General features: G+C 35.3%; 21 protein-coding genes and 2 pseudogenes. 6 read left to right on the forward strand and 17 right to left on the reverse strand.

The genetic code is table 11. The features are described 5' to 3' along the window. Positions 1–19: 19 nt before the first annotated feature. The 4 genes from J4P91_RS16665 to rfbA form a co-directional block, all read right to left on the reverse strand. Entirely contained in the window at positions 20–994 is a 975-nt protein-coding gene (locus tag J4P91_RS16665; protein WP_207995007.1) for an acyltransferase domain-containing protein, read from the reverse strand. Between the two features lie 185 nt (positions 995–1,179). Beyond that, positions 1,180–1,740 (reverse strand): antiterminator LoaP, encoded by a 561-nt coding sequence (loaP, locus tag J4P91_RS16670; protein ID WP_207995008.1) that lies wholly within the window; start codon positions 1,738–1,740, stop codon positions 1,180–1,182. Between the two features lie 961 nt (positions 1,741–2,701). Next, positions 2,702–3,718, reverse strand: a complete 1,017-nt coding sequence (gene rfbB, locus J4P91_RS16675; RefSeq protein ID WP_207995009.1) for a dTDP-glucose 4,6-dehydratase — start codon at positions 3,716–3,718, stop codon at positions 2,702–2,704. A 337-nt stretch (positions 3,719–4,055) separates the two neighbouring features. Further along, positions 4,056–4,934, reverse strand: a complete 879-nt coding sequence (rfbA, locus tag J4P91_RS16680; RefSeq protein WP_207995010.1) for a glucose-1-phosphate thymidylyltransferase RfbA — start codon at positions 4,932–4,934, stop codon at positions 4,056–4,058. A 359-nt stretch (positions 4,935–5,293) separates the two neighbouring features. On the opposite strand from rfbA, the pseudogene J4P91_RS28945 reads away from it, so the two are divergent. Beyond that, a pseudogene (locus J4P91_RS28945) lies at positions 5,294–5,811 on the forward strand (DDE-type integrase/transposase/recombinase); the annotation flags it as partial. Positions 5,812–6,305: 494 nt separating this feature from the next. On the opposite strand, the gene fapR reads toward J4P91_RS28945, so the two are convergent. Further along, positions 6,306–6,914: a transcription factor FapR gene (gene fapR / locus J4P91_RS16695; protein ID WP_207995013.1), complete on the reverse strand. Its 609-nt coding sequence runs from the start codon at positions 6,912–6,914 to the stop codon at positions 6,306–6,308. A gap of 689 nt (positions 6,915–7,603) precedes the next feature. Between fapR and J4P91_RS28950 the strand changes: the two are divergent. Together J4P91_RS28950 and mscL are read left to right on the forward strand one after the other, a co-directional pair. Further along, positions 7,604–7,870 (forward strand): annotated as a pseudogene (locus tag J4P91_RS28950) (DUF1003 domain-containing protein); the annotation flags it as partial. A 335-nt stretch (positions 7,871–8,205) separates the two neighbouring features. Continuing rightward, complete coding sequence (gene mscL, locus J4P91_RS16705; protein WP_207995014.1) at positions 8,206–8,604, forward strand: large conductance mechanosensitive channel protein MscL; 399 nt, start codon at positions 8,206–8,208, stop codon at positions 8,602–8,604. 50 nt (positions 8,605–8,654) lie between these two features. Here mscL and J4P91_RS16710 read toward each other — a convergent pair whose 3' ends face one another. After that, positions 8,655–8,927 carry a DUF3917 domain-containing protein gene (locus J4P91_RS16710; RefSeq protein ID WP_207995015.1) on the reverse strand — a complete coding sequence of 91 codons (273 nt, stop codon included), beginning with the start codon at positions 8,925–8,927 and terminating at the stop codon, positions 8,655–8,657. A 155-nt stretch (positions 8,928–9,082) separates the two neighbouring features. Here J4P91_RS16710 and dhp61 point away from each other — a divergent pair, with 155 nt between their 5' ends. Both dhp61 and J4P91_RS16720 read left to right on the forward strand, forming a co-directional pair. After that, positions 9,083–9,385, forward strand: a complete 303-nt coding sequence (dhp61, locus tag J4P91_RS16715; protein ID WP_207995016.1) for a protein Dhp61 — start codon at positions 9,083–9,085, stop codon at positions 9,383–9,385. Between the two features lie 144 nt (positions 9,386–9,529). Further along, positions 9,530–9,766, forward strand: a complete 237-nt coding sequence (locus tag J4P91_RS16720) for a DUF3949 domain-containing protein (protein ID WP_207995017.1) — start codon at positions 9,530–9,532, stop codon at positions 9,764–9,766. 36 nt (positions 9,767–9,802) lie between these two features. Here the strand turns inward: J4P91_RS16720 and ccpA are convergent, their stop codons facing one another. The 5 genes from ccpA to J4P91_RS16745 form a co-directional block, all read right to left on the reverse strand. Then, positions 9,803–10,801, reverse strand: coding sequence for a catabolite control protein A (ccpA, locus tag J4P91_RS16725; protein ID WP_207995018.1), 999 nt, complete (start codon positions 10,799–10,801; stop codon positions 9,803–9,805). A 273-nt stretch (positions 10,802–11,074) separates the two neighbouring features. Beyond that, a complete protein-coding gene (locus J4P91_RS16730) occupies positions 11,075–12,145 on the reverse strand; it encodes a bifunctional 3-deoxy-7-phosphoheptulonate synthase/chorismate mutase (RefSeq protein ID WP_207995019.1) in 1,071 nt (356 codons plus the stop codon). Between the two features lie 204 nt (positions 12,146–12,349). Further along, entirely contained in the window at positions 12,350–12,739 is a 390-nt protein-coding gene (locus tag J4P91_RS16735) for a DUF5412 domain-containing protein (RefSeq protein ID WP_307802537.1), read from the reverse strand. Between the two features lie 153 nt (positions 12,740–12,892). Continuing rightward, positions 12,893–13,219, reverse strand: coding sequence for a bacillithiol system redox-active protein YtxJ (gene ytxJ / locus J4P91_RS16740; RefSeq protein ID WP_207995020.1), 327 nt, complete (start codon positions 13,217–13,219; stop codon positions 12,893–12,895). Between the two features lies 1 nt (position 13,220). Then, on the reverse strand, positions 13,221–13,769 hold the full coding sequence (locus J4P91_RS16745) for a DUF948 domain-containing protein (protein ID WP_207995021.1): 549 nt from the start codon (positions 13,767–13,769) through the stop codon (positions 13,221–13,223). 142 nt (positions 13,770–13,911) lie between these two features. Between J4P91_RS16745 and J4P91_RS16750 the strand changes: the two genes are divergently transcribed. Beyond that, positions 13,912–15,027 carry an aminopeptidase gene (locus J4P91_RS16750; protein WP_207995022.1) on the forward strand — a complete coding sequence of 372 codons (1,116 nt, stop codon included), beginning with the start codon at positions 13,912–13,914 and terminating at the stop codon, positions 15,025–15,027. A gap of 131 nt (positions 15,028–15,158) precedes the next feature. Here the strand turns inward: J4P91_RS16750 and J4P91_RS16755 are convergent, their stop codons facing one another. The 6 genes from J4P91_RS16755 to J4P91_RS16780 form a co-directional block, all read right to left on the reverse strand. Continuing rightward, on the reverse strand, positions 15,159–15,344 hold the full coding sequence (locus J4P91_RS16755; protein ID WP_207995023.1) for a hypothetical protein: 186 nt from the start codon (positions 15,342–15,344) through the stop codon (positions 15,159–15,161). Positions 15,345–15,376: 32 nt separating this feature from the next. Continuing rightward, positions 15,377–15,868, reverse strand: coding sequence for a GNAT family N-acetyltransferase (locus tag J4P91_RS16760; protein ID WP_207995024.1), 492 nt, complete (start codon positions 15,866–15,868; stop codon positions 15,377–15,379). Beyond that, the gene (locus tag J4P91_RS16765) at positions 15,865–16,413 is read right to left on the reverse strand and encodes a GNAT family N-acetyltransferase (protein ID WP_207995025.1); all 549 of its coding nucleotides are present in this window, start codon (positions 16,411–16,413) and stop codon (positions 15,865–15,867) included. Before J4P91_RS16765 ends, J4P91_RS16760 begins: the two co-directional genes overlap by 4 nt. A 175-nt stretch (positions 16,414–16,588) precedes the next feature. Further along, positions 16,589–17,899 carry a UDP-N-acetylmuramate--L-alanine ligase gene (murC, locus tag J4P91_RS16770; RefSeq protein ID WP_017153839.1) on the reverse strand — a complete coding sequence of 437 codons (1,311 nt, stop codon included), beginning with the start codon at positions 17,897–17,899 and terminating at the stop codon, positions 16,589–16,591. A gap of 251 nt (positions 17,900–18,150) precedes the next feature. Further along, on the reverse strand, positions 18,151–19,269 hold the full coding sequence (locus J4P91_RS16775; protein WP_207995026.1) for a nicotinate phosphoribosyltransferase: 1,119 nt from the start codon (positions 19,267–19,269) through the stop codon (positions 18,151–18,153). A 60-nt stretch (positions 19,270–19,329) separates the two neighbouring features. Further along, positions 19,330–21,595, reverse strand: a 2,266-nt coding sequence (locus J4P91_RS16780; RefSeq protein ID WP_279538646.1) for a DNA translocase FtsK, incomplete at its 5' end; no start/stop codon positions are given.

The following is a 21,595-nucleotide window of genomic DNA, read 5'->3' on the forward strand; positions in this document are numbered from 1 at the left end:
ACTCTTTTGTGATTCATTTTCACCTTATTATTTCATCATGACTAAACACCTTAGCATATACACTTTCTAATGCTTTGACATTATCGGTGTACGGTGACAAAATACTACAAATAGATAGATCTTTACGTTGTCTAAAATGAACTTTTGCTAGATTGGCAAGTGTACCTGAAGGTCCCAAATCTATTAAAATTGCCCCATCATGATCCACGGCTTCTGTTAACGCGCTACTAAATTGGATTGGCTTTCTTAAAACGTCCCAAAAATACGTAGCTGTCAAATATTCCTGTTTTTTTCCAGTCACAGAGGAGTAAAATGGAATTTCAGGTGATTGATAGGCTATTTGCGTTAAACGATTTTGAATTGATTCACTCGCCAATTCAATGTAAGGGGAATGAAACGGAACGGTTACAGGCAGTCTAAGATAAGTAATTTTTTTTATACGTAGGTATCGCTCCACCGTTTTTATTCCCTCTTGATTAGCAGTGATTACAAAATGGGATTCATTGTTAATTGCGGCAAGATGTGCATGATGATGCAGAATAGGAACCTCGTCATAAAGCTCGGGAGATGCTAGAATCGCAATCATCCCCCCTTGCTGACTAAACTTCTTTAACAGATGAACTTGATCAATCAAACCATTTAGCGCATCTTCTGGATGGAAAACATCAGCCACAACACCGGCCGCATATTCTCCCATACTTGATCCTATTACCGCATGAGGGCGAATTCCTTTTGCCTTCAGTAAATAGGCCAAAGCAACTTCAATCATAAAAATAGCTGGTTGCGTGTAGAATAAATCACTAAAATTATCACTTTTTAAGCGCTGATCATCATACATATACTTAATTACCGATTTTCCCGTGGCCTTTTGAAATACTGCATCCAACACATGCATGTTTTCATTAAAAATAGCCTCATGTTCGTATAGCTCCCTTCCCATATGAAAATATTGAGAGCCTTGTCCCGAAAACATAAAAATGATTGGATCCTTCATAACGTCATCCCCCCTAACAATCGACACCACTCTATTTCTATGGATCAACCAAATTATGGATAAACAAAAAACCACCTATTTTATGAATAAAATTACCATTTCTTCACAAAATAGGTGATCTTTATAAACAAAAGCTGTTGAATGGCTTTGGCCTTTAATAGATTTATTCCAATTGATAGCTATATTTAAGCATTCTTGGTTAGCACTTCAATTCCAACATCAATCAATTTTACCACTCCCAAAAAGTTCAGCTCGATTTTAGCTCTATTTTTACGTCTATCTATTTTTTTTATAATTCCTTCCAATCCTTTCAAAGGCCCTGATATTACAATTACTTCTGAATTTTCTGCATATAATTGCGAAAATCCAATTGTCTCACTTTTTTGTAATAACTGAAGAATCAGAGCAATCTCTTTTTCCTCTACAGTAGAAAAAACTCTGTCCACATTATCATGGCTGACATCATCAATCATATAATCAGTTCTATACTTATATGAATTTAGGAGACGAAAACACTTCGGTATTTGCTTAAGTCTATAGTATAAGTCTACACTCATATGCGTGTTAAGAAATACATATCCAGGGAACACAGGTCTGCTCACCTCATATAATTCACCTTGTCTCCTTTCTCTTATTATCCTTTTCGGAACTATTACCTCCACTGTTAATTTATCAATATACTTTTTGATTAAATATTTCACGAATTCTTCTTGACCTGTTTCCACATAAAGTACATACCAAGACATCTTCACATCTATCCCCTTCTATATTTCAATATAGAGCATAGCTTCGCCCTTTCATCCAGGAGTCACCAGCACTACATTAGCAATCTATTATCCCCTCATTCCATTAACGTGCCGAAACAACGAGTAACTTCCTTTGGTTCTTTTGTTTAAAATAGAAAAGGAATGCCTTATACAGCAGTGATAGTTCCTCTGAAAGGAAAAATCGGGTAAAGCGAATGCACGAACTGTTCAATAGCTTTTGTTTCATTCGAAAATAATTCTTAATGAATATAACTCAGTATTCATTAATGCCATAATTGAAATTTTCTAATAATTCGATTTTACCAAAAATTATCATGGAAGTAAACGGAATTAACAAAAAAATCTAAAGATACAGTTATTATACGGCGATATTTATTTTTCTTGTCTATTCTATAGATTATGTTTTCATAATATAAACATTACCTACAACCATTTAGAAACATAGCAAAAGTTCGTGATTACTTGTTGAAAAAATTGACTATAGCCACTAGATTGAATTATAAAAAGAAGTTCTCTCCCTGAAATTAGAGTTATTTTCAGTGGGATTTCTGAGACCTCTTAATACCTTACCTCCATTTATTAATACAATTTTTCTTGTATAAGTAACAAATTATAGTTTTCAATTTGTCTTGCAATAGTTGTGATATACAAAAGACTAGCTAATCTATCACATTTGTTTCGAATTCCCTGTACCCATAAAAATGACGTTTCCACTCTTACCAATAGTCATGGAATCAATCAAATAATCAAGTTCTCCAACTATATAATTTTTTTTACTAACTCTTAAGTTAGTTTTATAAATCAAAAAAATTTACAATTCCATCAAATTTACTTTCATCAATATGTACACAGGTTACTTTCTAGCTAATTGCAACGAAACAGACACCTACCACAGCTATTTTGTACATATTGAGATACATTTTTCTCTACCAGCAAAAAGTTAAATACTATATTGCCTTTCAAAGAAATTTCGATATTCCCCACTAATAATTTGCTCCCACCAATCATTATTATCAAGATACCATTGGATTGTTTGAGCAATTCCCGTTTCAAATGTATATGTTGGTCTCCAACCTAATTGTTCTACCTTAGTTGAGTCAATAGCATAACGCTTATCATGCCCTAAACGATCTTTAACAAACTCTATTAAGTTCTCTGGTCTTCCTAAAGTATTAATAATTGTTTTAACAACTTCTAAATTTGCTCTTTCATTATGTCCACCAACATTATATATTTCACCATTTACACCTTCGTGCATTACTAAATCAATTGCAGCACAATGATCCAAAACATGTAACCAATCTCGAATATTACTTCCATTTCCGTATATAGGGACTTTTTGGTTATTTAATATACGGGAAATGGTTAAAGGAATCAATTTTTCAGGAAACTGATACGGCCCATAATTATTTGAGCAACGAGTAATATTAATAGGTAAACCAAAAGTTTTATGGTAAGCTTGGACTAATAAATCAGATGATGCTTTACTTGCACTATATGGACTATTTGGGTGTAATGGGGTTTCTTCTCCAAAAAAAGTTGTTGGATCAAAATCAAGTTCTCCATAAACTTCATCCGTAGATATGTGAACGAATTTAGTAACACTTATAAGTTTGGCCGCATCTAATAAAACATGCGTTCCAATTATATTCGTTCGAACAAATATTTCCGGGTCAGTAAGAGAACGATCGACATGACTTTCTGCGGCAAAATGAACAACATACTCGAACTTTTCTTTTTCAAAAAGAGGAACGATCGCCTCACGATCTGCAATATCCGCTTTTATAAAAAAGTAATTTTTGTTGTGCTCAATATTTTTATGCTTCGTTAACTCACCAGCATATGTTAATAAATCCAGGTTATAAATATCATATTCAGGATATTTACCCACCATATATTGTATAAAATTCCCACCTATAAACCCGGCTCCACCCGTAACCAGTATTTTTTTTCTCATTCTTTCACCTCGTTATATCTAAATCAATAGAACCTATCTCTATAATATCTAAACTTCAATTTATATCTCCTTTTGCGACAGCAACCCCAAATTGCCCTGTATAAACCTACTACTAAAATTCTTATTTCTCTACACCATCTAAAACATTAGCTTTCTGACCTTTTCCAGACTGTTCGGGTTTAATTTGAATTATCTTTCTAATTCCAAATGGTTCCACGATCATATTTGAGCGAACTTTTTTCGTAATATTCAGACTCAAAAGGCAATTTAACACATGATGATATAAACCAAAACGATAGAGGCAATAATCAACACATCTTTTAATCCGCTTTTTCGTTTAATACTGAATTTCTCTGTTTGCAATTTTCATTAAATACTGTCCATAACTAGTCTTATGTAGTTTTTCTCCATAATTCCATAATTGTTGTTGTGTAATCCAGCTATTAGTATAAGCAATTTCCTCTGGTACGCAAATTTTAATCCCTTGATGCTCTTCAACGGTCCGAACAAAGTTTGTAGCATCAACTAAACTTTGGTGAGTACCAGTATCTAACCAGGTAAATCCACGCCCAAGAAGTTTGACCTCTAATTCTTCAAACTTTAAATAAGCTTCATTAACCGATGTTATTTCTAATTCACCTCTTGCTGATGGCTTCACACTTTTTGCTATATCAACTACACGGTTATCATAAAAATATAGACCTGTAATTACATAATTAGATTTTGGTACTTTGGGCTTCTCTTCTATATTTAACACCTTCCCATTTCTATTGAATTCCACAACACCAAAACGCTCTGGATCTTGAACATGGTAACCAAATACAGTGGCTCCACATTCCTTTATAGCTGAACAATGTAATATCTTTTTTAAACCATTGCCATAATGAATGTTATCACCGAGAACTATTGCAACCGAATCATCTCCAATAAATTCTTCTCCCAAGATAAAAGCCTGTGCTATCCCATCAGGACTGGGTTGAACCTTATATTGAAGTGATATGCCAAATCGAGTACCATCTCCTAGTAATTTTTGAAATCGCGATATATCCTCTGGTGTTGAAATAATTAAAATTTCACGAATTCCTGATAACATTAATGTTGAAAGTGGATAATAAATCATTGGTTTATCATAAATAGGTAGTAATTGTTTACTAGTAACCATTGTTAGTGGATATAATCTTGTTCCACTTCCACCTGCCAGAATGATTCCTTTCATAAATTTGCTGACCTCCATAACTGAATTTAGCTTTATCACCAAAATATGGATATTAATCAATATTTCAGGCGTAAAAAAATTAAATCTACGCTACTTCTTTAGCCAAAACTTCTATTGCTTAGCGATGTTTTATAAATATATCTACCTTCATAAGCCGATGCATACACTTTATACTTAATTGTAATTCTTGTTCTAACAATGCTTTATGAATCTTTGACGCACCTTAACACTCCCCACTATCCTGATGAATTTGTATAATTTTTTCAATTCATTCTTTATGTTCACAACTACACTTTTCCTCTATTTTGTACTGAGATTAGCAGTAAGAATTTGTCATATCATATGAATGATGAACGAGTAGGCTTTATCTTAAACTAATTAATAATTCTTGGAGAGTGAATGAGACTTATATGAAAGTCAAAAATCAATGGGTGTATCTATATCATGCTGTTGATTCAAAAAGCAATGCAATTAATTTTTATTTAAAAAGGATAAGATATCATAGAACTGCCAAGCGCTTTTTCAAGAAAACTTTACGGTCTTTTTATTTTTCAAAGCTTCGTGGTTATTACGGTAGGCAAGAACCATACTTATCCAATTACAATTGCTGAATCGAAGAAAGAGAAAAAGACGCCCATAGGCATCCAAATTAGACAGATAAAATATCTAAATAACATTGTGGAACAAGATCATTATTCTATTAAGAAACATGTATCCTCTATGTTGGGGACAAATTCTTTAAAATAGTAACCTCTATGTTAAATGGATTGAAGTGGAAAGCATGCATATAATAAAAAAAGAACCGATTCATTTACAAATCCAGTCTGTCCAAAATCAGAAAGGTTCCATTTATCAAGTGTTTGGACTAATAACATAAAATACGCTTTGCTAGAAGTCTACTATTATCTATCTTCTCTTTCGGATATTTGTACCAGAACCAGTTAGAGGTTTTCTATGGATTTCAACATACTTCCTTCTTGTTTTACTTGTTCTTTTATAATTAATAATTCTTTTAATATCAAGTTGTTTCTTATTTGAAAGACTATAAAACATAGCAAATCCCAATAGGCTCAATATAATCTTGTAGTTCTTCTCCATCGATTCCTTCTCCTTTATTTTTTATAAAAGTTCACTATAGTAAATTTGATTAATCCCCCTTGGAAAATCTAGGATTTTTGCATAAACAGATAGTTTATAATCTGAGTCTATATTATTTAAATAGACACCTATTTGAGTGAAAATTTTCTTTTAGTAAGAATTTTTTCTTTTTGAACTGTTTCCCTTTAAAATATCTCATCTGTCACCTTCTTTATTTCCAGAATTTTATATAATTACCAGGAATTTTACAATAGAATTGTAACTTCATTACTTTTAAAATAGTGAAGTTACAATTCTATCTTTAGTCTTTATATTGTTATCAAAGTTAAATTTATAAATTTCAATTTCACAAGAAAATACTATTTTATTCCCTACGAAACTTTGAACTTCTACTATTGTACCCTCTCTGTCGAACTTAGTTTCTTTTACCTTTGCTTTCGCAATTACCCTCTCATTTTGTTTAACCTGTTTTAAAAAATGGATGTTAGCCTTAGAAGTTAATGCCATTTCATCATTTATAACCGCTAACGCTAATGAATTAGCCTGTGCAAATAGGTAATGCCCCCTAACAATCTGATTTTTACTAAACACGTGCTCATTTTCTTTCATTTCCAAAACAGATGTCGCCGATTTATTAAGTTCCAGATCAATAATTTCCCCTATTATTTCTTCAATCGGCGATGAACAAACTCCTTCTTTCATACTACAGTCAGCAAAAACTTTTAGTCGTTCTCTTAATTCTGGAATCGCTAATTCTCTTCTATCTAATCTTATTGTTTGTACACTTACATTAAATTTTCTTGCTAACTCTTTATCTCTTATAAACGGTGTCTCTAAAATTGTATTCTTTAGTAATGCTTGTCTTTTTTCTTTTTCCCCCATTTGACACACACCTCTTGAAAATTATGTATTCGCTATTGAATAGTACACCCAACAATGAATAAAGGCATTATAACCATGCAGATAAATATTAACACTTTATAATTTATGTATATTTAAAGGCGATTTGGAAACAAATTAACCTAGTATCTGTAGACTAGAGGATATTTAATCAGAAAATCCGATTTTTATATACACTGGTTAAAACATAATTATATCAACTTTTTTCTTAACGATAATCATGTTCATAAATTATGTAAACAAAGAATCAAGTATTACACAGGAAAATTAATAAAGCTCTCAAATATCAGACAATTAGTAAAAAGTAACATCAACACTAAACACGACTGGAATTTTGTTTCCAAGAATCACTTTCGACAATTAAATCCAATTCCCTCCTTTTCCACCTAAAATATTCTGAAAAAGCAAACTATATTGATTAATATGTATTTTACTTTTTTAGAGAGGGAGGAACAAGTCGTTTCCTACCTACATGATGAAATATAAATGTAAAACATATGGGTATCGGGCTTGGGTCTCCAAGTGACACCGTTCCCCACCTCCTTATCCGAATCAATTTTCCTGAATATACTATGTAAGGTGTAAAAGAAAGGTGCATCATTACAATAAAAAAACCTTTACTCATCAACGAGTAAAGGTTTCAATACATCAATAAACACAACCTAATAAAACTACTTATTTTAAAAGGGATACATTTTGATGATCCACCATTTATTTTATTAAATTTATGTTTATCTTTTATAGCAGCTTTTCAAGCTCCTATTATTATGATGAGTCAAAATCGTCAAACAGCACGTGATAAACATGAGTCTGTTATTGATTTTGCAATTAATTATAAAGCAGAACAATAGATTAATGACATGCAAAGCAAATTGCGTTATATAGAAAGTGAATTAATAGAGATTAAAGAGCTGTTAAAACAATTAAAAATAAAATAGATGCTATAATTGTTTGTCTTGTTTTATTTTATATTTCTAAGGTGTGATTATTATTATTGCCAAACCGATAAATCAAAAGATAAGTGTGACTTTGAAATAAAATCACGACGTTTATAAAAATGTTGTGATGCTTTTCCCATTTTTGATTAAAGAATTCTAAGTGAGTTTTAATCAAATTTTTTTATAAAATAGAATGCTCAATCAAAAAACGGATTCATTTTTCTGAATTTACTTTCATTCCCATTTTCCCTTTATTTCTTTCACAAACTTCTATAGAATATGTTGATAGGAATTATAAATTTTATACTGAATCGTGGAAAGGGTGGGAATAACACATGTTGAACGAATTTAAGAAATTCGCCTTAAAAGGGAATGTAATGGACTTAGCTGTCGGGGTTGTAATCGGTGGTGCATTTGGTAAAATTGTTTCTTCATTAGTAGCCGATGTTATTATGCCATTGGTTGGATTACTACTTGGTGGAATAAACTTCAAGGGACTTTCCTTTACATTTGGAAATGCTGTTGTAAAATATGGTGCATTTATTCAAACAGTTGTTGACTTCTTAATTATCGCTTTCTCCATCTTCTTATTTATCAAGCTATTCAACAAGCTAACATTCAAAAAAGAAGAGGAAAAGAAAGAAGAAATTCCAGAACCAACAAAAGAAGAAGTACTTCTTGGCGAAATTCGCGACTTATTGAAACAACAAAATGCTTCAAAAGACAACGCATAATGGAACGGACAAAAGGCATGCCCCTCATGGGACATGCCTTTCTTTATATCTTATAACGTTTCCGAATTCATATGAATGAACAAAATAATACCAGCAACCATTAACACCATAATTGAACCTGCAAATAATGTAATCGCAACAAATACGAAACTTGTGCTCAAATCCACCGAAATACTTTCAATAAAAATAGAAGTTACATACGTGATAAGGGCAATTCCTGCAAGAATACTTCCTGGAATAAAGCGCTTCAGACCATTTTGTTTTAATGTCATATATGCAAAAACAGTAGTCATACAAAGCGTAATCATCCAAAGAACGATCATCTTCTCTTCCCCCCTCACAAACCTTTTCTTTCTATTATACATGACATTGCGTAGTTATAGGGAAATTTGATTTTCGATCATGCACAATACAGGGAATAATGAAATATGTAACGAACTATGACCTATAATGATTCAAATATATGGAGGAATGATTAATGGAGGATCACTACACCAGTTATGCTACATTGGAGCAAGTGCAAAAGTTTGATTATATTACAATTGATTTAAAAAACAAGTTTTTCTACATTGAGGTCGTTGACATAAAAACAAATAAAATATTATTGAGTGTATCACTGAATTTAAAAAGCGACAAAACAATAGTAAATGGAGATATAGAAAATTATCCCACCTTACAAATTGATGACTTGTTAATAGGGTTCAAAATTACTGCGCAATTGTGTATCGATCATAACATACGTAATACAGATGAGCTATGGGCATTTATTGAAAATAATTAAAAGCATTTTTTTATTGGCACAGTAAGACGAATACATTCCGTAACAAAACAAACTCTTACAAAAATAGATATTATAGTAATTTAACCTTTTATCTATTTATATTTTAATACAAATATACTAATTTATCAGGAGGAGCGTTTCAATATGGCATGGATTTTACTAATCGTTGTTCTAGCATACTTTTTACTTGTGACTCCGATCCAATATAATTCCATAAAAGAATTAAAAGAAAAACAGAAAAAAATGAATGTTTCTCAACCAGAAATGTATGAGAACATGTCCTATACAGAATTCCAAAGACACCTCCATCAACAAGGCATCATCTATTACATACCAGCTTCTATTTTAGCTAGCATCATCTATAAAATTAAGCACAGATAAAAAACTCACAGCATAACGCTGTGAGTTTTCCTATTCTTACTTCGTCGAATCTCTAAATTGGATACGGTGAGGTAAGATAACTGTATGATCTTCTACTTTTTCTTTGTTCATGTATTTTGTTAATAGACGCATTGCTACTGCACCGATGTCATACATTGGTTGTACAACTGTTGAAAGCTGCGGGCGTACCATTAATGCAAGACGTGTGTTATCAAATCCAAGTACTTCTACGTCTTCTGGTACGTTTAATCCAGCGTCTTGCGCTGCATGGATAACGCCTAGTGCCATTTCATCTGAAGAAACAAAGATTGCTGTTGGTTTTTCATCAAGCTCCCAAAGCTTTTCAAATGCTTCTAAACCTGAATCGTATGTGTAATCTCCGTCAATTACAAGATTTTCATCATAAGCGACACCAGCTTCTTCTAAAGCTTTTTTGTAACCTTGTAATTTCTTTGCACTTCCAGCCTTGTCAATGTAAGGACCTGATACGAAACCGATACGCTTATGGCCTTGTTCTAAGAAATGTTTCATTGCATCATAAGCTGCTTGTGTATAATCGATATTTACTGATGATGTTTCATTTTCCTCATCAAATGATGCTGCTAAAACGATTGGTACTGGAGACTTTTTAAACTCTTCTACATGTGTATCTGTAATATCTTCACCCATGAATACAATACCGTCCACTTGTTTACCAAGCATTGTATTTAATAAATGAAACTCTTTTTCTCTATTTTGGTCAGAGTTACTTAAAATGATGTTATATTTGTACATTGTTGCGATATCTTCGATTCCACGTGCAAGTTCTGCATAAAACGTATTAGAGATATCTGGAATAATAACACCTACTGTTGTTGTCTTTTTACTTGCTAGTCCACGTGCTACCGCATTTGGGCGATACCCTAAACGATCAATTGCTTCTAGTACTTTCTTTCTTGTTGTAGGCTTTACATTTGGATTACCGTTTACAACACGTGATACGGTTGCCATCGAAACGTTTGCTTCGCGCGCTACATCATAGATTGTTACGTTCATCTCTTCGCACACTCCTTCTATATTATGTTATCTATCTTTATGTATCGGTTCACTTAAATGAAAAAAAGACATCAACTCTACTTGAAGATGTCACTCCCGAGTCCTTTTACTAATGATACGATAAAAATGCAGGCTCATACAATATTTTCCCGCAAAAGTTTCGAAAAAATTCGCTTCTTTTCTTCTATTTTCGTATTTTTTATGTAAAAAAGGACATTTTCCGCAAAAAAGTCTATGCAACAAGTGCCGCATAGACTTTAAAATCTGTTCTGATTATCTATCGCGAAATGCTTTTAATTCTTTCATAAACTCATTGAATTCTGGAATATCCATCTGTTGTGCTGAATCTGATAACGCAACAGCCGGGTCTGGATGTACTTCAGCCATAACCGCATCAGCACCAATTGCCATTGCTGCTTTTGCAGTCGGTAATAAGAGGTCACGTCGTCCTGTAGAATGCGTTACATCCACTACGACAGGTAAATGTGTCTCTTTCTTCAAAATCGGCACAGCAGAAATATCTAGCGTATTACGCGTTGCCTTTTCATAAGTCCTGATGCCGCGCTCACATAAAATAATATCTCCGTTACCTTGTGCAATAATATATTCTGCCGCATACATAAATTCTTCAATCGTTGCTGACAAACCACGTTTTAACAATACTGGCTTTTTCACCGATCCAGCAGCTTTGAGCAACTCGAAGTTTTGCATATTACGAGCACCAATTTGAATCACATCAACATAATCTAATGCCATTTCAATATCATTTGGATTTAAAATTTCACTAATAACCGCTAAATCATATTCATCCGCCACTTGTCGTAATATCTTCAAGCCTTCTAAGCCAAGCCCTTGGAAATCATAAGGTGATGTACGAGGTTTAAATGCACCACCGCGCATAAGCTTTAAGCCTTGCGCTTTCATCGCTTCAGCAACTTGGCGCACTTGCTCATAACTTTCTACCGCACATGGTCCCATAATAAAGTGAGGATTGCCATCACCAATTTTTTCACCTTTTATATCAACAATTGTATCTTCTGATTTTTTCTTACGTGAAACAAGAAGCGCTTTACGGTGATCATCTTCTTGTAATTCTAAACCTGTTTTAAAAATTTGTTTAAAAAGATGTTGAAGAGTCGATGTTTCAAACGGCCCCTCATTCTTCTCAGCAATTAAATCCAGCATTTTTCGCTCACGTACAGGGTCAAATCGTTTCACACCTTGCACTTCTTTTAATTTACCAACTTCTTGTACAAGACGACCTCGTTCGTTTAATAACTCTAACATTTTCATGTTAATCTCATCAATTTGAGAACGTAAACGATCTAATTCTTGTGATGCCATAAGAAAGCCACCTCTTTCACGTTATATATAAAGATTACCTTATTATCATGGTTAAGATAATTTATTATATCCGATAGATGTCGGGTTGTCACATGATATACATTACAGTTGGAATCGTTCTCTTTCACTTAGACAAAATATACTCCCGCAGCTTTTTATCGAAAAAAAGCTTCCTATCTACGAAAGCCCCTTTCTACAACTTTATTATTGATTTCTAAAGTCAAATTTATCATTAGGTACATCAAGTTTATGCCCGTTAATGATAACTGTATCATTGTCACTCCAAATAATATTTGCAGTATTTTCACGATAATTCCAATAAATATTTTTCGTTTTCTTGTTTTGATCATTACGTACTAATTCCCCTCGAATAGAGAAAGAAGTTGTAGCTCCTCCATTCGTCACATATGCTTTTAAAGTGTACTTTCCATCAGGAGATGTTTCTTCTGAAAGAAATTCTCCCGTGGGCAACCTACTCATATCAAAGAATGCCCAATACACTCCATAGCCAATGACTCCTACGATGAACAAGCCCCCTATTACCAATCGTTTCAATATTTTTTTATAAAATTTCTTTTCTGCATACTTAACCACCCCTTTTCCCCCTTAGCAAAACAAATATCTCCCATAAACTTTCACATTAAATTAGTGTTTTTTTGAAACAATTATACTCCCAAACAGACAACTCTCTACATATCTATTTCATAAAACCTAACAAAAGAAGCAAGCATATCCGCTTGCTCCTTCCTACTTCACATTCTCTTCTAAAGTTTGCTTCTTAATATTCCAATGGGATGTATGCCATACTGCTACCCCATCTTTTATGTATAGCACTTGCGGTGACTCATGTTTAATACCAAAATGCTCTGCAATACGATCCGATACATCTCTTGCATCTTGCACGTATAAATAATAAGCAGGCGCTTCTCTTACATCTTGACAATATGCCTCAAATTCCGCGTACGCTCCTTGGCTAATTGGACATGTTGTACTATGTTTAAAAAGAGTATATGGTTCCCCTGTTTCTAATAACGCTTCAAATTCTTCTATTGTTTCAATTTTAGTCATGCTCATTTTATTCACCTCTCATACGGATCGGAAGTCTAGAGCGCTTCTCTTTCTTCTCCGCTTTCTCTAACTTCTTCTCTGCTTTTTCTAGCTTTTTTTCTTGTCTAGTAGCACGAAAATGATTATACACTTCAATTGCCGCGCTACTCCATTGTACAACTTGCGCAACCTTGTCTGCATTATTTTCAATTTCATTCGTAACAGAATCCGATACATTACGAAGTTTCGTATTTAAAGAATGAATTGTCGTTCCAATTCCATCTACACCTTCTACTACTTTATTTAACGACTGAGATTTCTGTTGAATATCATCAGCTAATGCGTTCGTCTTATGTAATAATTGCTCTGTCTCTACGCTTATCCCTTGCATTTGCTTTTCTAAGCCTTCTAGTGTACTTGCAACGTTTTCTAACGTCTTCTGAACCGATAGTAACGTTCTACATGTGTAAACCACCAATATAGCAAAAGCAATTGCAATTATGGCTGCACTTACGTATAAAAGAACTTGCATTTCATCACTTCCTTTATCTTTTTCATACTTTCCCCTATTATACAATCATTTTCCGTTTCGTTCTAACCCTTACTGCCTGGCGTTAATTTTCATACTTATTCGTCAACTTTAACATAAATCATTCAACAAATACCAGCAAGTAGGTTACAATATAGAAGGATACATAATTAGTAGGGAGGCTTTACATATGAAAGACCCACGTATTGAAAAGTTAGCACACAATTTAATTAACTACTCAATCCGCTTACAAAAAGGCGAAAAAGTATTGATTGAAAACTTTGGTCTGCAAAAAGAACTTGTAACTGCACTTGTAAAAGAAGCATATGCAGCTGGTGGTTTCCCATTCGTTTCATTGAAAGATCATCAAGTAGATCGCTCTTTATTAATGGGCGCTACTGAAGAGCATTTTGAGCAAATCGCTGCGTATGAAGCAAGCGTAATGAAAGATATGGATGCTTATATCGGTCTTCGCTCTGGCGATAACATTAACGAACAAGCCGACGTTCCAAGTGAACGTATGAAAATCCACGGTCAAACAGTTGGTAAAAAAGTACATAGAGACATCCGCGTTCCAAAGACTCGCTGGGTTGTTCTGCGCTATCCAAATGCATCTATGGCACAGCTTGCGAAAATGAGCACAGAAGCATTCGAAGACTTCTACTTCGAAGTATGTAACTTAGATTACGGTAAAATGGATAAAGCAATGGATAATCTTGTTGAACTGATGAACAAAACAGATAAAGTTCGCCTTGTTGGCCCTGGAACTGACTTAACATTCTCTATTAAAGATATTCCAGCTATAAAATGCTCTGGTCATTTAAACATTCCAGATGGTGAAGTATACTCTGCACCAGTTCGTGATTCTGTTAACGGTACAGTTTCTTATAACACGCCATCACCATATAACGGCTATACATTCGAAAACGTACAGCTTACATTTAAAAACGGTCAAATCGTTGAAGCAACTGCAAACGATACAGAACGCATCAACAAAATTTTTGATACAGATGAAGGTGCACGCTACGTTGGTGAATTCGCAATTGGCGTAAACCCATACATCTTACATCCAATGGGTGACATCCTATTTGATGAGAAAATCGACGGTAGCTTCCACTTTACACCTGGACAAGCTTACGACGATGCATGGAACGGCAACAATTCTAACATCCACTGGGATTTAGTATGTATCCAACGCCCTGAATACGGCGGTGGCGAAATTTACTTCGATGACGTATTAATCCGTAAAGATGGTCGCTTTGTTGTACCTGAATTAGAAGCTTTAAATCCTGAGAACTTAAAATAAGTGAAGAAGAGCCCTCCTTTTGAATAGGAGAGCTCTTTTTGTATGTCTTATTTTTTCGAACGATCGATTTGCTGTGTGGAATCGCTGATATACTATGAGAATCAGTCGATATATTCAAAAAAACACCGATATTATTTCTCCACTTTATGCTCCTTACTTTTGGTTTGACGAAAATGATAATAAAACAAAAGTACAACTGCTAAAATGCCTACTCCTATCGACAAATACAACGGCCATCCCCAATGAATATACCCTCTCACACAAACGACCAGTACCATCAATAATTCAAAACAAAATAACATCCTAATATGCTTCATCACTTGCCCCTGTTATGCTTTGACATCTATTTTCACAAGTTATATCTATAAAATTTTTTATCTACTTGAAGCACCGGAAAACTCTTCGGCAACTCTTCCATCTTAATATTTTGAAATCCATTTTTCTCATAGAAACGATGTGCCGCTAGAAACTGTACCGTTGTACCAAGATAAATTCCTTCTAATCCTTTTTCATCCGCCCAGGAGATAGCTGTTTGCAGCAACATGCTTGCGGTATTCCACACCTTGCCCCGAAATTCTTTTTTGACAAACATTTTTCTTAAGGCTACTTGTTCATTTCCAATATCTAATAAGGCTACCGTCCCAACTACTTTCCCTTCATACGTTGCTACCCAGAAATTGCCGTTATCTCTTTGGTAAAACTGCTCAATCTCTAGTAAGTCTGGCTGTTCTTCCTTTGTAATTGGAACGTTATATTCTTTTTGCTGGATGTGAACGATTAAATCAACTACTTCCGATTGGTACTTACTTTCATATGTCTGAATACAAATCGTATCGCTCATCGAATCTCCTTCCATTCTGAAGCTAGTAAACTATACACCGCAAGATTATGGAAATGGTCATATAACCATTCTTCATCTCGCAAAATACCGTCTAACTTGAAGCCAAGTCGTTCTGGAATCGCACGACTCTTCTCATTTTCTACACCGCAACGAATTTCAATTTTATTCAGTTTCAAATCTTCAAATGCATAGCGAAGCACCGCTTTCACACTTCGCGTCATAATTCCTTTTCCGCCAGCATCTTCTGCCAGGTAGTATCCAAGACTCGTTGCTTTCTTTCCCCAGCTCACTTCATGAATCCCTACCATTCCAACAAGTTTTCCTTTATAACGAATGCCAGTTTCAAAACCGCTTCCATCTGCAAATTTCTTCAGCCACATCGGAAAAATTTCGTCATATGCATCAGCTGATTTTGTACCATCTACCCACGGAAGCCATCTTTTTAAATGATCCCTGTTCTGATCTACTAATTGATACAACTCTTTTTTATGATGCTTTTCTAGTAATTGAAGTTGGATTTCATCATCGACGCGAAGTGTGAACATTTCTCCATCCCCTTTTTTCTTATTATTCTAACATTTTAAGGTGGAAAATGTTAAATATTCATGCTTTCTTATTGCAACAGCAATACAAAAACAACATACGCCATCAATATATCGGCGATTCGATACGGAAACAAACAAAAAGACGCACAGCCACCGCTGCACGTCTTTTTGTTTATTACTTCTCTGCAACTTGCACTTCTTTTACGTAAGCTGCTTCGAATTTTTGGATGTCACCTGCGCCCATGAAAATAAGAACGCCAGTTTTATGTTTCTTTAATACATCCGTTGTTGTATCTGTAATCAATTCTGCACCATCAATGCGTTGTTGCAAGTCTTGAATTGTTAAGTCACCTTTGTTTTCACGTGCTGATCCGAAAATATCACATAGGTATACCTGATCAGCCTTGCTTAGGCTTTCCGCAAACTCATCTAAGAATTTTTCCGTACGTGAGAATGTATGAGGCTGGAATACAGCGACAATTTCACGATCTGGATGCTTTTGACGAGCCGCTTCAATCGTTGCATTAATTTCTGTCGGATGGTGTGCATAATCATCGATGATGACCTGCTCTCCCATCGGTTTTTCATTAAAGCGACGTTTTACGCCTCCAAACGTTGTTAATTGATGTTTTACTGCTTCTACATCAACATTTTCATAATGGCAAAGTGCAATAACTGCTAATGCATTTAATACGCTATGATTGCCGTATCCTGTAATTTTGAACGTTTCATAATACGTATTACGAACGAATACATCAAATACAGTGCCATCTGTTCTCTTTTGAATGTTACGAGCTTGGAAATCATTATCTTCACCAAATCCATAGAAAATAACAGGTACTTTCGCTTGAATTTTTTGAAGTTCTTCATCATCACCACATGCAATAATTCCTTTTTTCACTTGAAGTGCCATCTCTTGAAATGCACTAAATACATCATTAATATCTGTAAAATAATCTGGATGGTCAAAATCAATATTTGTCATAATTGCATAGTCTGGATAGTAAGACAAGAAATGACGACGATACTCACATGCCTCAAACACAAAATACTTACTATTTTCTACCCCATGCCCTGTTCCATCTCCAATAAGGTAAGACGTTGGGTGTGCACCTTGCATTACATGGGCTAACAAACCAGTTGTTGATGTTTTTCCATGTGCACCTGTGACAGCAACACTTGTATACTTACTCATAAGATCCCCTAAAAAGTGATGATAACGGTGTACTGGGATATTTAACTCTTTCGCTGCTACAATCTCTTCATGCGTATCAGGGAACGCATTTCCTGCGATAATCACTTGTCCTTCTTTTACATTGTTTTTATCAAAAGGAAGGATGGAGATACCACGCTTTTCCAATGCTGTTTGTGTAAAGAAACGCTTTTCAAAATCAGAACCTTGAACAGTATGCTTCATGTCATGAAGAATTTGTGCTAATGAACTCATTCCTGTTCCTTTAATTCCTACAAAATGGTAAACTGTCATCTTAAAGAACCTCCAACATTTCGAACTAATACAACGGCCTATCTATAAGACAGTATATGAATCTTTTCTTATTTTGGTAATCATCATACATTTCCGATACAGCGGAACTTTCATCAGCTCTCGCCAATCAGGATAAACACGTACGTACTTCTTTTATGTCCATAACAAAACCATTATAGCAAAAAACAATCCGTTATACTATGATAACAGAAAAACTGACAGGGTCAATTCCCTATCAGTTTTTCTGTTTCCTACATATCTTCTCTTTTTTCTAATTGAACACGCTCTAAACGTGGGTTTGGACGATATTTACGTCCAGCCTTCGCTTCTGGTTTTCCATTTAATTCTACATTATCACCTGTAAAACCAATGTTCATTTTTAATAAACTGCTTCCTACCCCGTATAGATCTACAGGAACATTTTGCGCTTCAAATTCACGAATACGTTTTTCATCAAACCCACCAGTGACAACAATATCTACGTGCTCAAACCCTTCCTCATCGAGCGCTTTACGAAGAGCGAAAACAAGTGATGGATTGACACCACGTGGGTCAAACGTTCCAAGTACTTCTGGATGACGAATGAAATATTGATCAATCATTGTACGTGATGTATCAATACGTACACCTTTTAATTCTGAACCAAATTCGCGTGCAACGCGAAGCCCATCTGTAATAACATCATTGTTATAGTCAATCAGTACAACGAGATCATCCTCTGGAAACTTTTTGTAGTATGCTTTCGCAGCTTCTACAACATCACCATTAAACATTTGAATTAATGCATGAGGCATTGTCCCCATTCCACTCTTGCCCCACCATTCATTCATTGCATGCGTTGCTTGTGCACTCATGCCACCGATATACGCAGCATACCCATCACCAGCTTGCTGTGTATAATGATCATCACGGTCTCCCATGAAAATAACAGGTTTTGCTTTTTCACCGCTACGAGCAGCTTGTACAACGTTATATACATTTGTTGCAACAGATGTACGACGAGCTAAAATCCCATCGATTACACCTTCTAAAAACCCGAAATATTCATAAGGCCCCGTAATTGTTAAAACTGTTTCAAATGGATTAATATTGTCCCCATCCTTTAAAGAATGAATTTCAAGTTCTTCAGGATGTGTAGCGAATGTTTGTAACAATGCTAATACTTCATCTGTTCCGCAAAGTACCGCATGTTCTTTTTGGAAAAATTGCATTGTCACAACACTTTTTGGGCGAAATTCTTGAATAATGTCACGAGTTTTTAAAAAGTAAACGGCAGAGAACCAGCCTTCCCCAACTCGTTCATCAAATTTAAATGTTTTATTTGTTAGTCGATTGATTTCACCTTTTAATTTTAATTCAATTTCTTTCATGTCGTTTACTCCCTACTTTACTATCCAACATTTTCTCTTAGTATACAGCAAAACCGCTTCCTATACATTTGTTTCCTGCATAGCAGCAAACTCATCCTCTGAAATAAGGACATCCCTCGGTTTTGTTCCCCGTGCTTCAGAAATAATTCCTTGTGCTTCCATCTCTTCAATAAGACGTGCCGCACGATTATAACCGATGCGGAATTTTCTCTGTACAGAAGATGTGGACGCTCCCCCTTGTTCTACAACAAATTGACATGCATCAAAAAACAGTTCATCTTCGGCTTCATGTTGCTCTGTTTTCGCCAATAAATCTTCTTGCTTAAATAAATAGTTCGGTTTCATTTGCTTTTTCACATGTTCAACTGTTTTTTCAATTTCATCATCCGATACGTATACACCTTGCACACGAACCGCTTTTGACGTACCGTTTCCCAAAAATAGCATATCACCGCGGCCAAGTAATTTTTCTGCTCCTCCAATGTCAATGATTGTACGCGAATCGACTTGAGAGGATACTGTAAACGCAATACGCGTTGGAATATTTGATTTAATTAATCCTGTAATAACATCTACAGATGGACGCTGCGTTGCGACTAATAGATGGATACCACAAGCACGTGCTTTTTGAGCAATACGGCAAATTGCTTCCTCAACATCACCAGGAGCAACCATCATTAAATCAGCTAACTCATCAATTACAATGACGATATATGGTAATGTCTCACCTGGAACTTCCTGCTCGCTCACAATTGTATTATAACGATTTAAATCACGTGCACCAGCATGCGCGAACAATTCATAACGGCGTTCCATCTCTTCTACAGCCCATTTTAACGCTGCTGTAGCTGCTTTCACATCTGTAATAACAGGTGCAACAAGATGCGGAACAGAATTATATGGTGCAAGCTCAACCATTTTCGGGTCAATCAACATCAGCTTCACTTCATGCGGTTTTGCTTTATATAAAATGCTCGTTAAAATCGCGTTAATGCACACACTTTTCCCTGAACCAGTCGCACCAGCGATCAGTCCATGTGGCATCTTCCTGATATCCGTTACAATTGGTTCTCCAGAAATATCAAGTCCAAGCGCAACTGTAAGCGGTGATTCACTCTTCGTGAACACAGGACTTCTCAAGATCTCCCTTAGAAATACCGGCTTACTCTCTTTATTCGGAACCTCAATTCCGATGGCGCTTTTCCCTGGAATTGGTGCTTCAATTCGAATATCTTTTGCAGCTAAACTCAACTTAATATCATCGCTTAAGTTTGTAATTTTATTTACCTTCACACCTGGATCAGGTTGTACTTCAAAACGAGTTACAGCCGGTCCTTGTGAAACATTGATAACATGAGCCCCAACATGGAAATTATCAAATGTTGTATCTAATAATTCTTTCTGCTCCTCTAACCAGCCTGTATTTTCAAATGATGTCTGACTCGGGATCGTCAACAATGTTAATGGTGGCATAGCATATTCAGGCGGTGTTTGCAGTACATTACGCATATCATTCTCTCTTTTGGCTACAACGTATGCTTTTTCTTGTACCCCTTCATTTGCAACAGGTGCCTTTACTTCTATTTGCTGTACTGGCTTCTCTGTTACTTGAGTTTCCACTACAACTTGCTGTGCTGGTCTCTCTTCTTCTCGAGTTTCCACTACAACTCGCTCTACTGGTCTCTCTTCTTCTCGAGTTTCCACTACAACTTGCTCTACTGGTCTCTCTTCTTCTCGAGTTTCCACTACAACTTGCTGTGCTGTTTGCCCTTTTTCTTGTGGTGCTTCTTTCACTTGTTGTACAGGCTGCTCGTTCACTTTCGGTGTTTCTTCAGCTTGTTTTACAGGAGCTTGCGGTGTTTGCATTCTAACCGCATGTCTCTCCATCAATTTTCTTCTATCTTGTTTTAACATCACAACATTAAACGGCACATGACGCTTTTTCTCACGCTTCGGTTCTTCTTTTTGCTTAACAGGCTGTTCCAAAGCAACTTCTTGCTTTTCTTCTGCCTCTTCGATTAATACATTTGCAAAGGTTTGAACTGCTTCTTTCGTATGCTCGTCTGCTGCTGAAGATATTCCTGAAACAACTTTTTCTGTTTTAGAAACAAAATTCTCTTGCTCTGCCGTTTTTTCAACTACTACTTGAGCCGTTCCTTCTGCAGACTCTTTCGGTGTTTCAACAACATTTACTTCTTCAAATGTTTCGGCTACTTCGGCAACCGGTATTTCTTCAGTTTCTTCCACTGTTTCAACTTCCGGTGCTGTTTCTTCAGCTTCTTCCACTGCTTCAACTTCCAGCGTTGTTTCTTCAGCTTCTTCCACT

It is taken from the genome of Bacillus sp. XF8 (genome assembly GCF_017498755.1).
Taxonomy (GTDB): domain Bacteria; phylum Bacillota; class Bacilli; order Bacillales; family Bacillaceae_G; genus Bacillus_A; species Bacillus_A bingmayongensis.

What these genes read in the sequence shown, in the direction of transcription:
- loaP (WP_207995008.1), bottom strand. Translation starts at nt 1,740, where the DNA reads ATGTCTTGGTATGTACTTTATGTGGAAACAGGTCAAGAAGAATTCGTG.
- ytxJ (WP_207995020.1), bottom strand. Translation starts at nt 13,219, where the DNA reads ATGAGCATGACTAAAATTGAAACAATAGAAGAATTTGAAGCGTTATTA.
- J4P91_RS16720 (WP_207995017.1), top strand. Translation starts at nt 9,530, where the DNA reads ATGGCATGGATTTTACTAATCGTTGTTCTAGCATACTTTTTACTTGTG.
- J4P91_RS16710 (WP_207995015.1), bottom strand. Translation starts at nt 8,927, where the DNA reads ATGATCGTTCTTTGGATGATTACGCTTTGTATGACTACTGTTTTTGCA.
- J4P91_RS16760 (WP_207995024.1), bottom strand. Translation starts at nt 15,868, where the DNA reads ATGAGCGATACGATTTGTATTCAGACATATGAAAGTAAGTACCAATCG.
- ccpA (WP_207995018.1), bottom strand. Translation starts at nt 10,801, where the DNA reads ATGAACGTAACAATCTATGATGTAGCGCGCGAAGCAAACGTTTCGATG.
- J4P91_RS16750 (WP_207995022.1), top strand. Translation starts at nt 13,912, where the DNA reads ATGAAAGACCCACGTATTGAAAAGTTAGCACACAATTTAATTAACTAC.
- dhp61 (WP_207995016.1), top strand. Translation starts at nt 9,083, where the DNA reads ATGGAGGATCACTACACCAGTTATGCTACATTGGAGCAAGTGCAAAAG.
- J4P91_RS16775 (WP_207995026.1), bottom strand. Translation starts at nt 19,269, where the DNA reads ATGAAAGAAATTGAATTAAAATTAAAAGGTGAAATCAATCGACTAACA.
- J4P91_RS16765 (WP_207995025.1), bottom strand. Translation starts at nt 16,413, where the DNA reads ATGTTCACACTTCGCGTCGATGATGAAATCCAACTTCAATTACTAGAA.
- J4P91_RS16665 (WP_207995007.1), bottom strand. Translation starts at nt 994, where the DNA reads ATGAAGGATCCAATCATTTTTATGTTTTCGGGACAAGGCTCTCAATAT.
- J4P91_RS16755 (WP_207995023.1), bottom strand. Translation starts at nt 15,344, where the DNA reads ATGAAGCATATTAGGATGTTATTTTGTTTTGAATTATTGATGGTACTG.
- J4P91_RS16730 (WP_207995019.1), bottom strand. Translation starts at nt 12,145, where the DNA reads ATGGCATCACAAGAATTAGATCGTTTACGTTCTCAAATTGATGAGATT.
- murC (WP_017153839.1), bottom strand. Translation starts at nt 17,899, where the DNA reads ATGACAGTTTACCATTTTGTAGGAATTAAAGGAACAGGAATGAGTTCA.
- rfbA (WP_207995010.1), bottom strand. Translation starts at nt 4,934, where the DNA reads ATGAAAGGAATCATTCTGGCAGGTGGAAGTGGAACAAGATTATATCCA.
- fapR (WP_207995013.1), bottom strand. Translation starts at nt 6,914, where the DNA reads ATGGGGGAAAAAGAAAAAAGACAAGCATTACTAAAGAATACAATTTTA.
- mscL (WP_207995014.1), top strand. Translation starts at nt 8,206, where the DNA reads ATGTTGAACGAATTTAAGAAATTCGCCTTAAAAGGGAATGTAATGGAC.
- rfbB (WP_207995009.1), bottom strand. Translation starts at nt 3,718, where the DNA reads ATGAGAAAAAAAATACTGGTTACGGGTGGAGCCGGGTTTATAGGTGGG.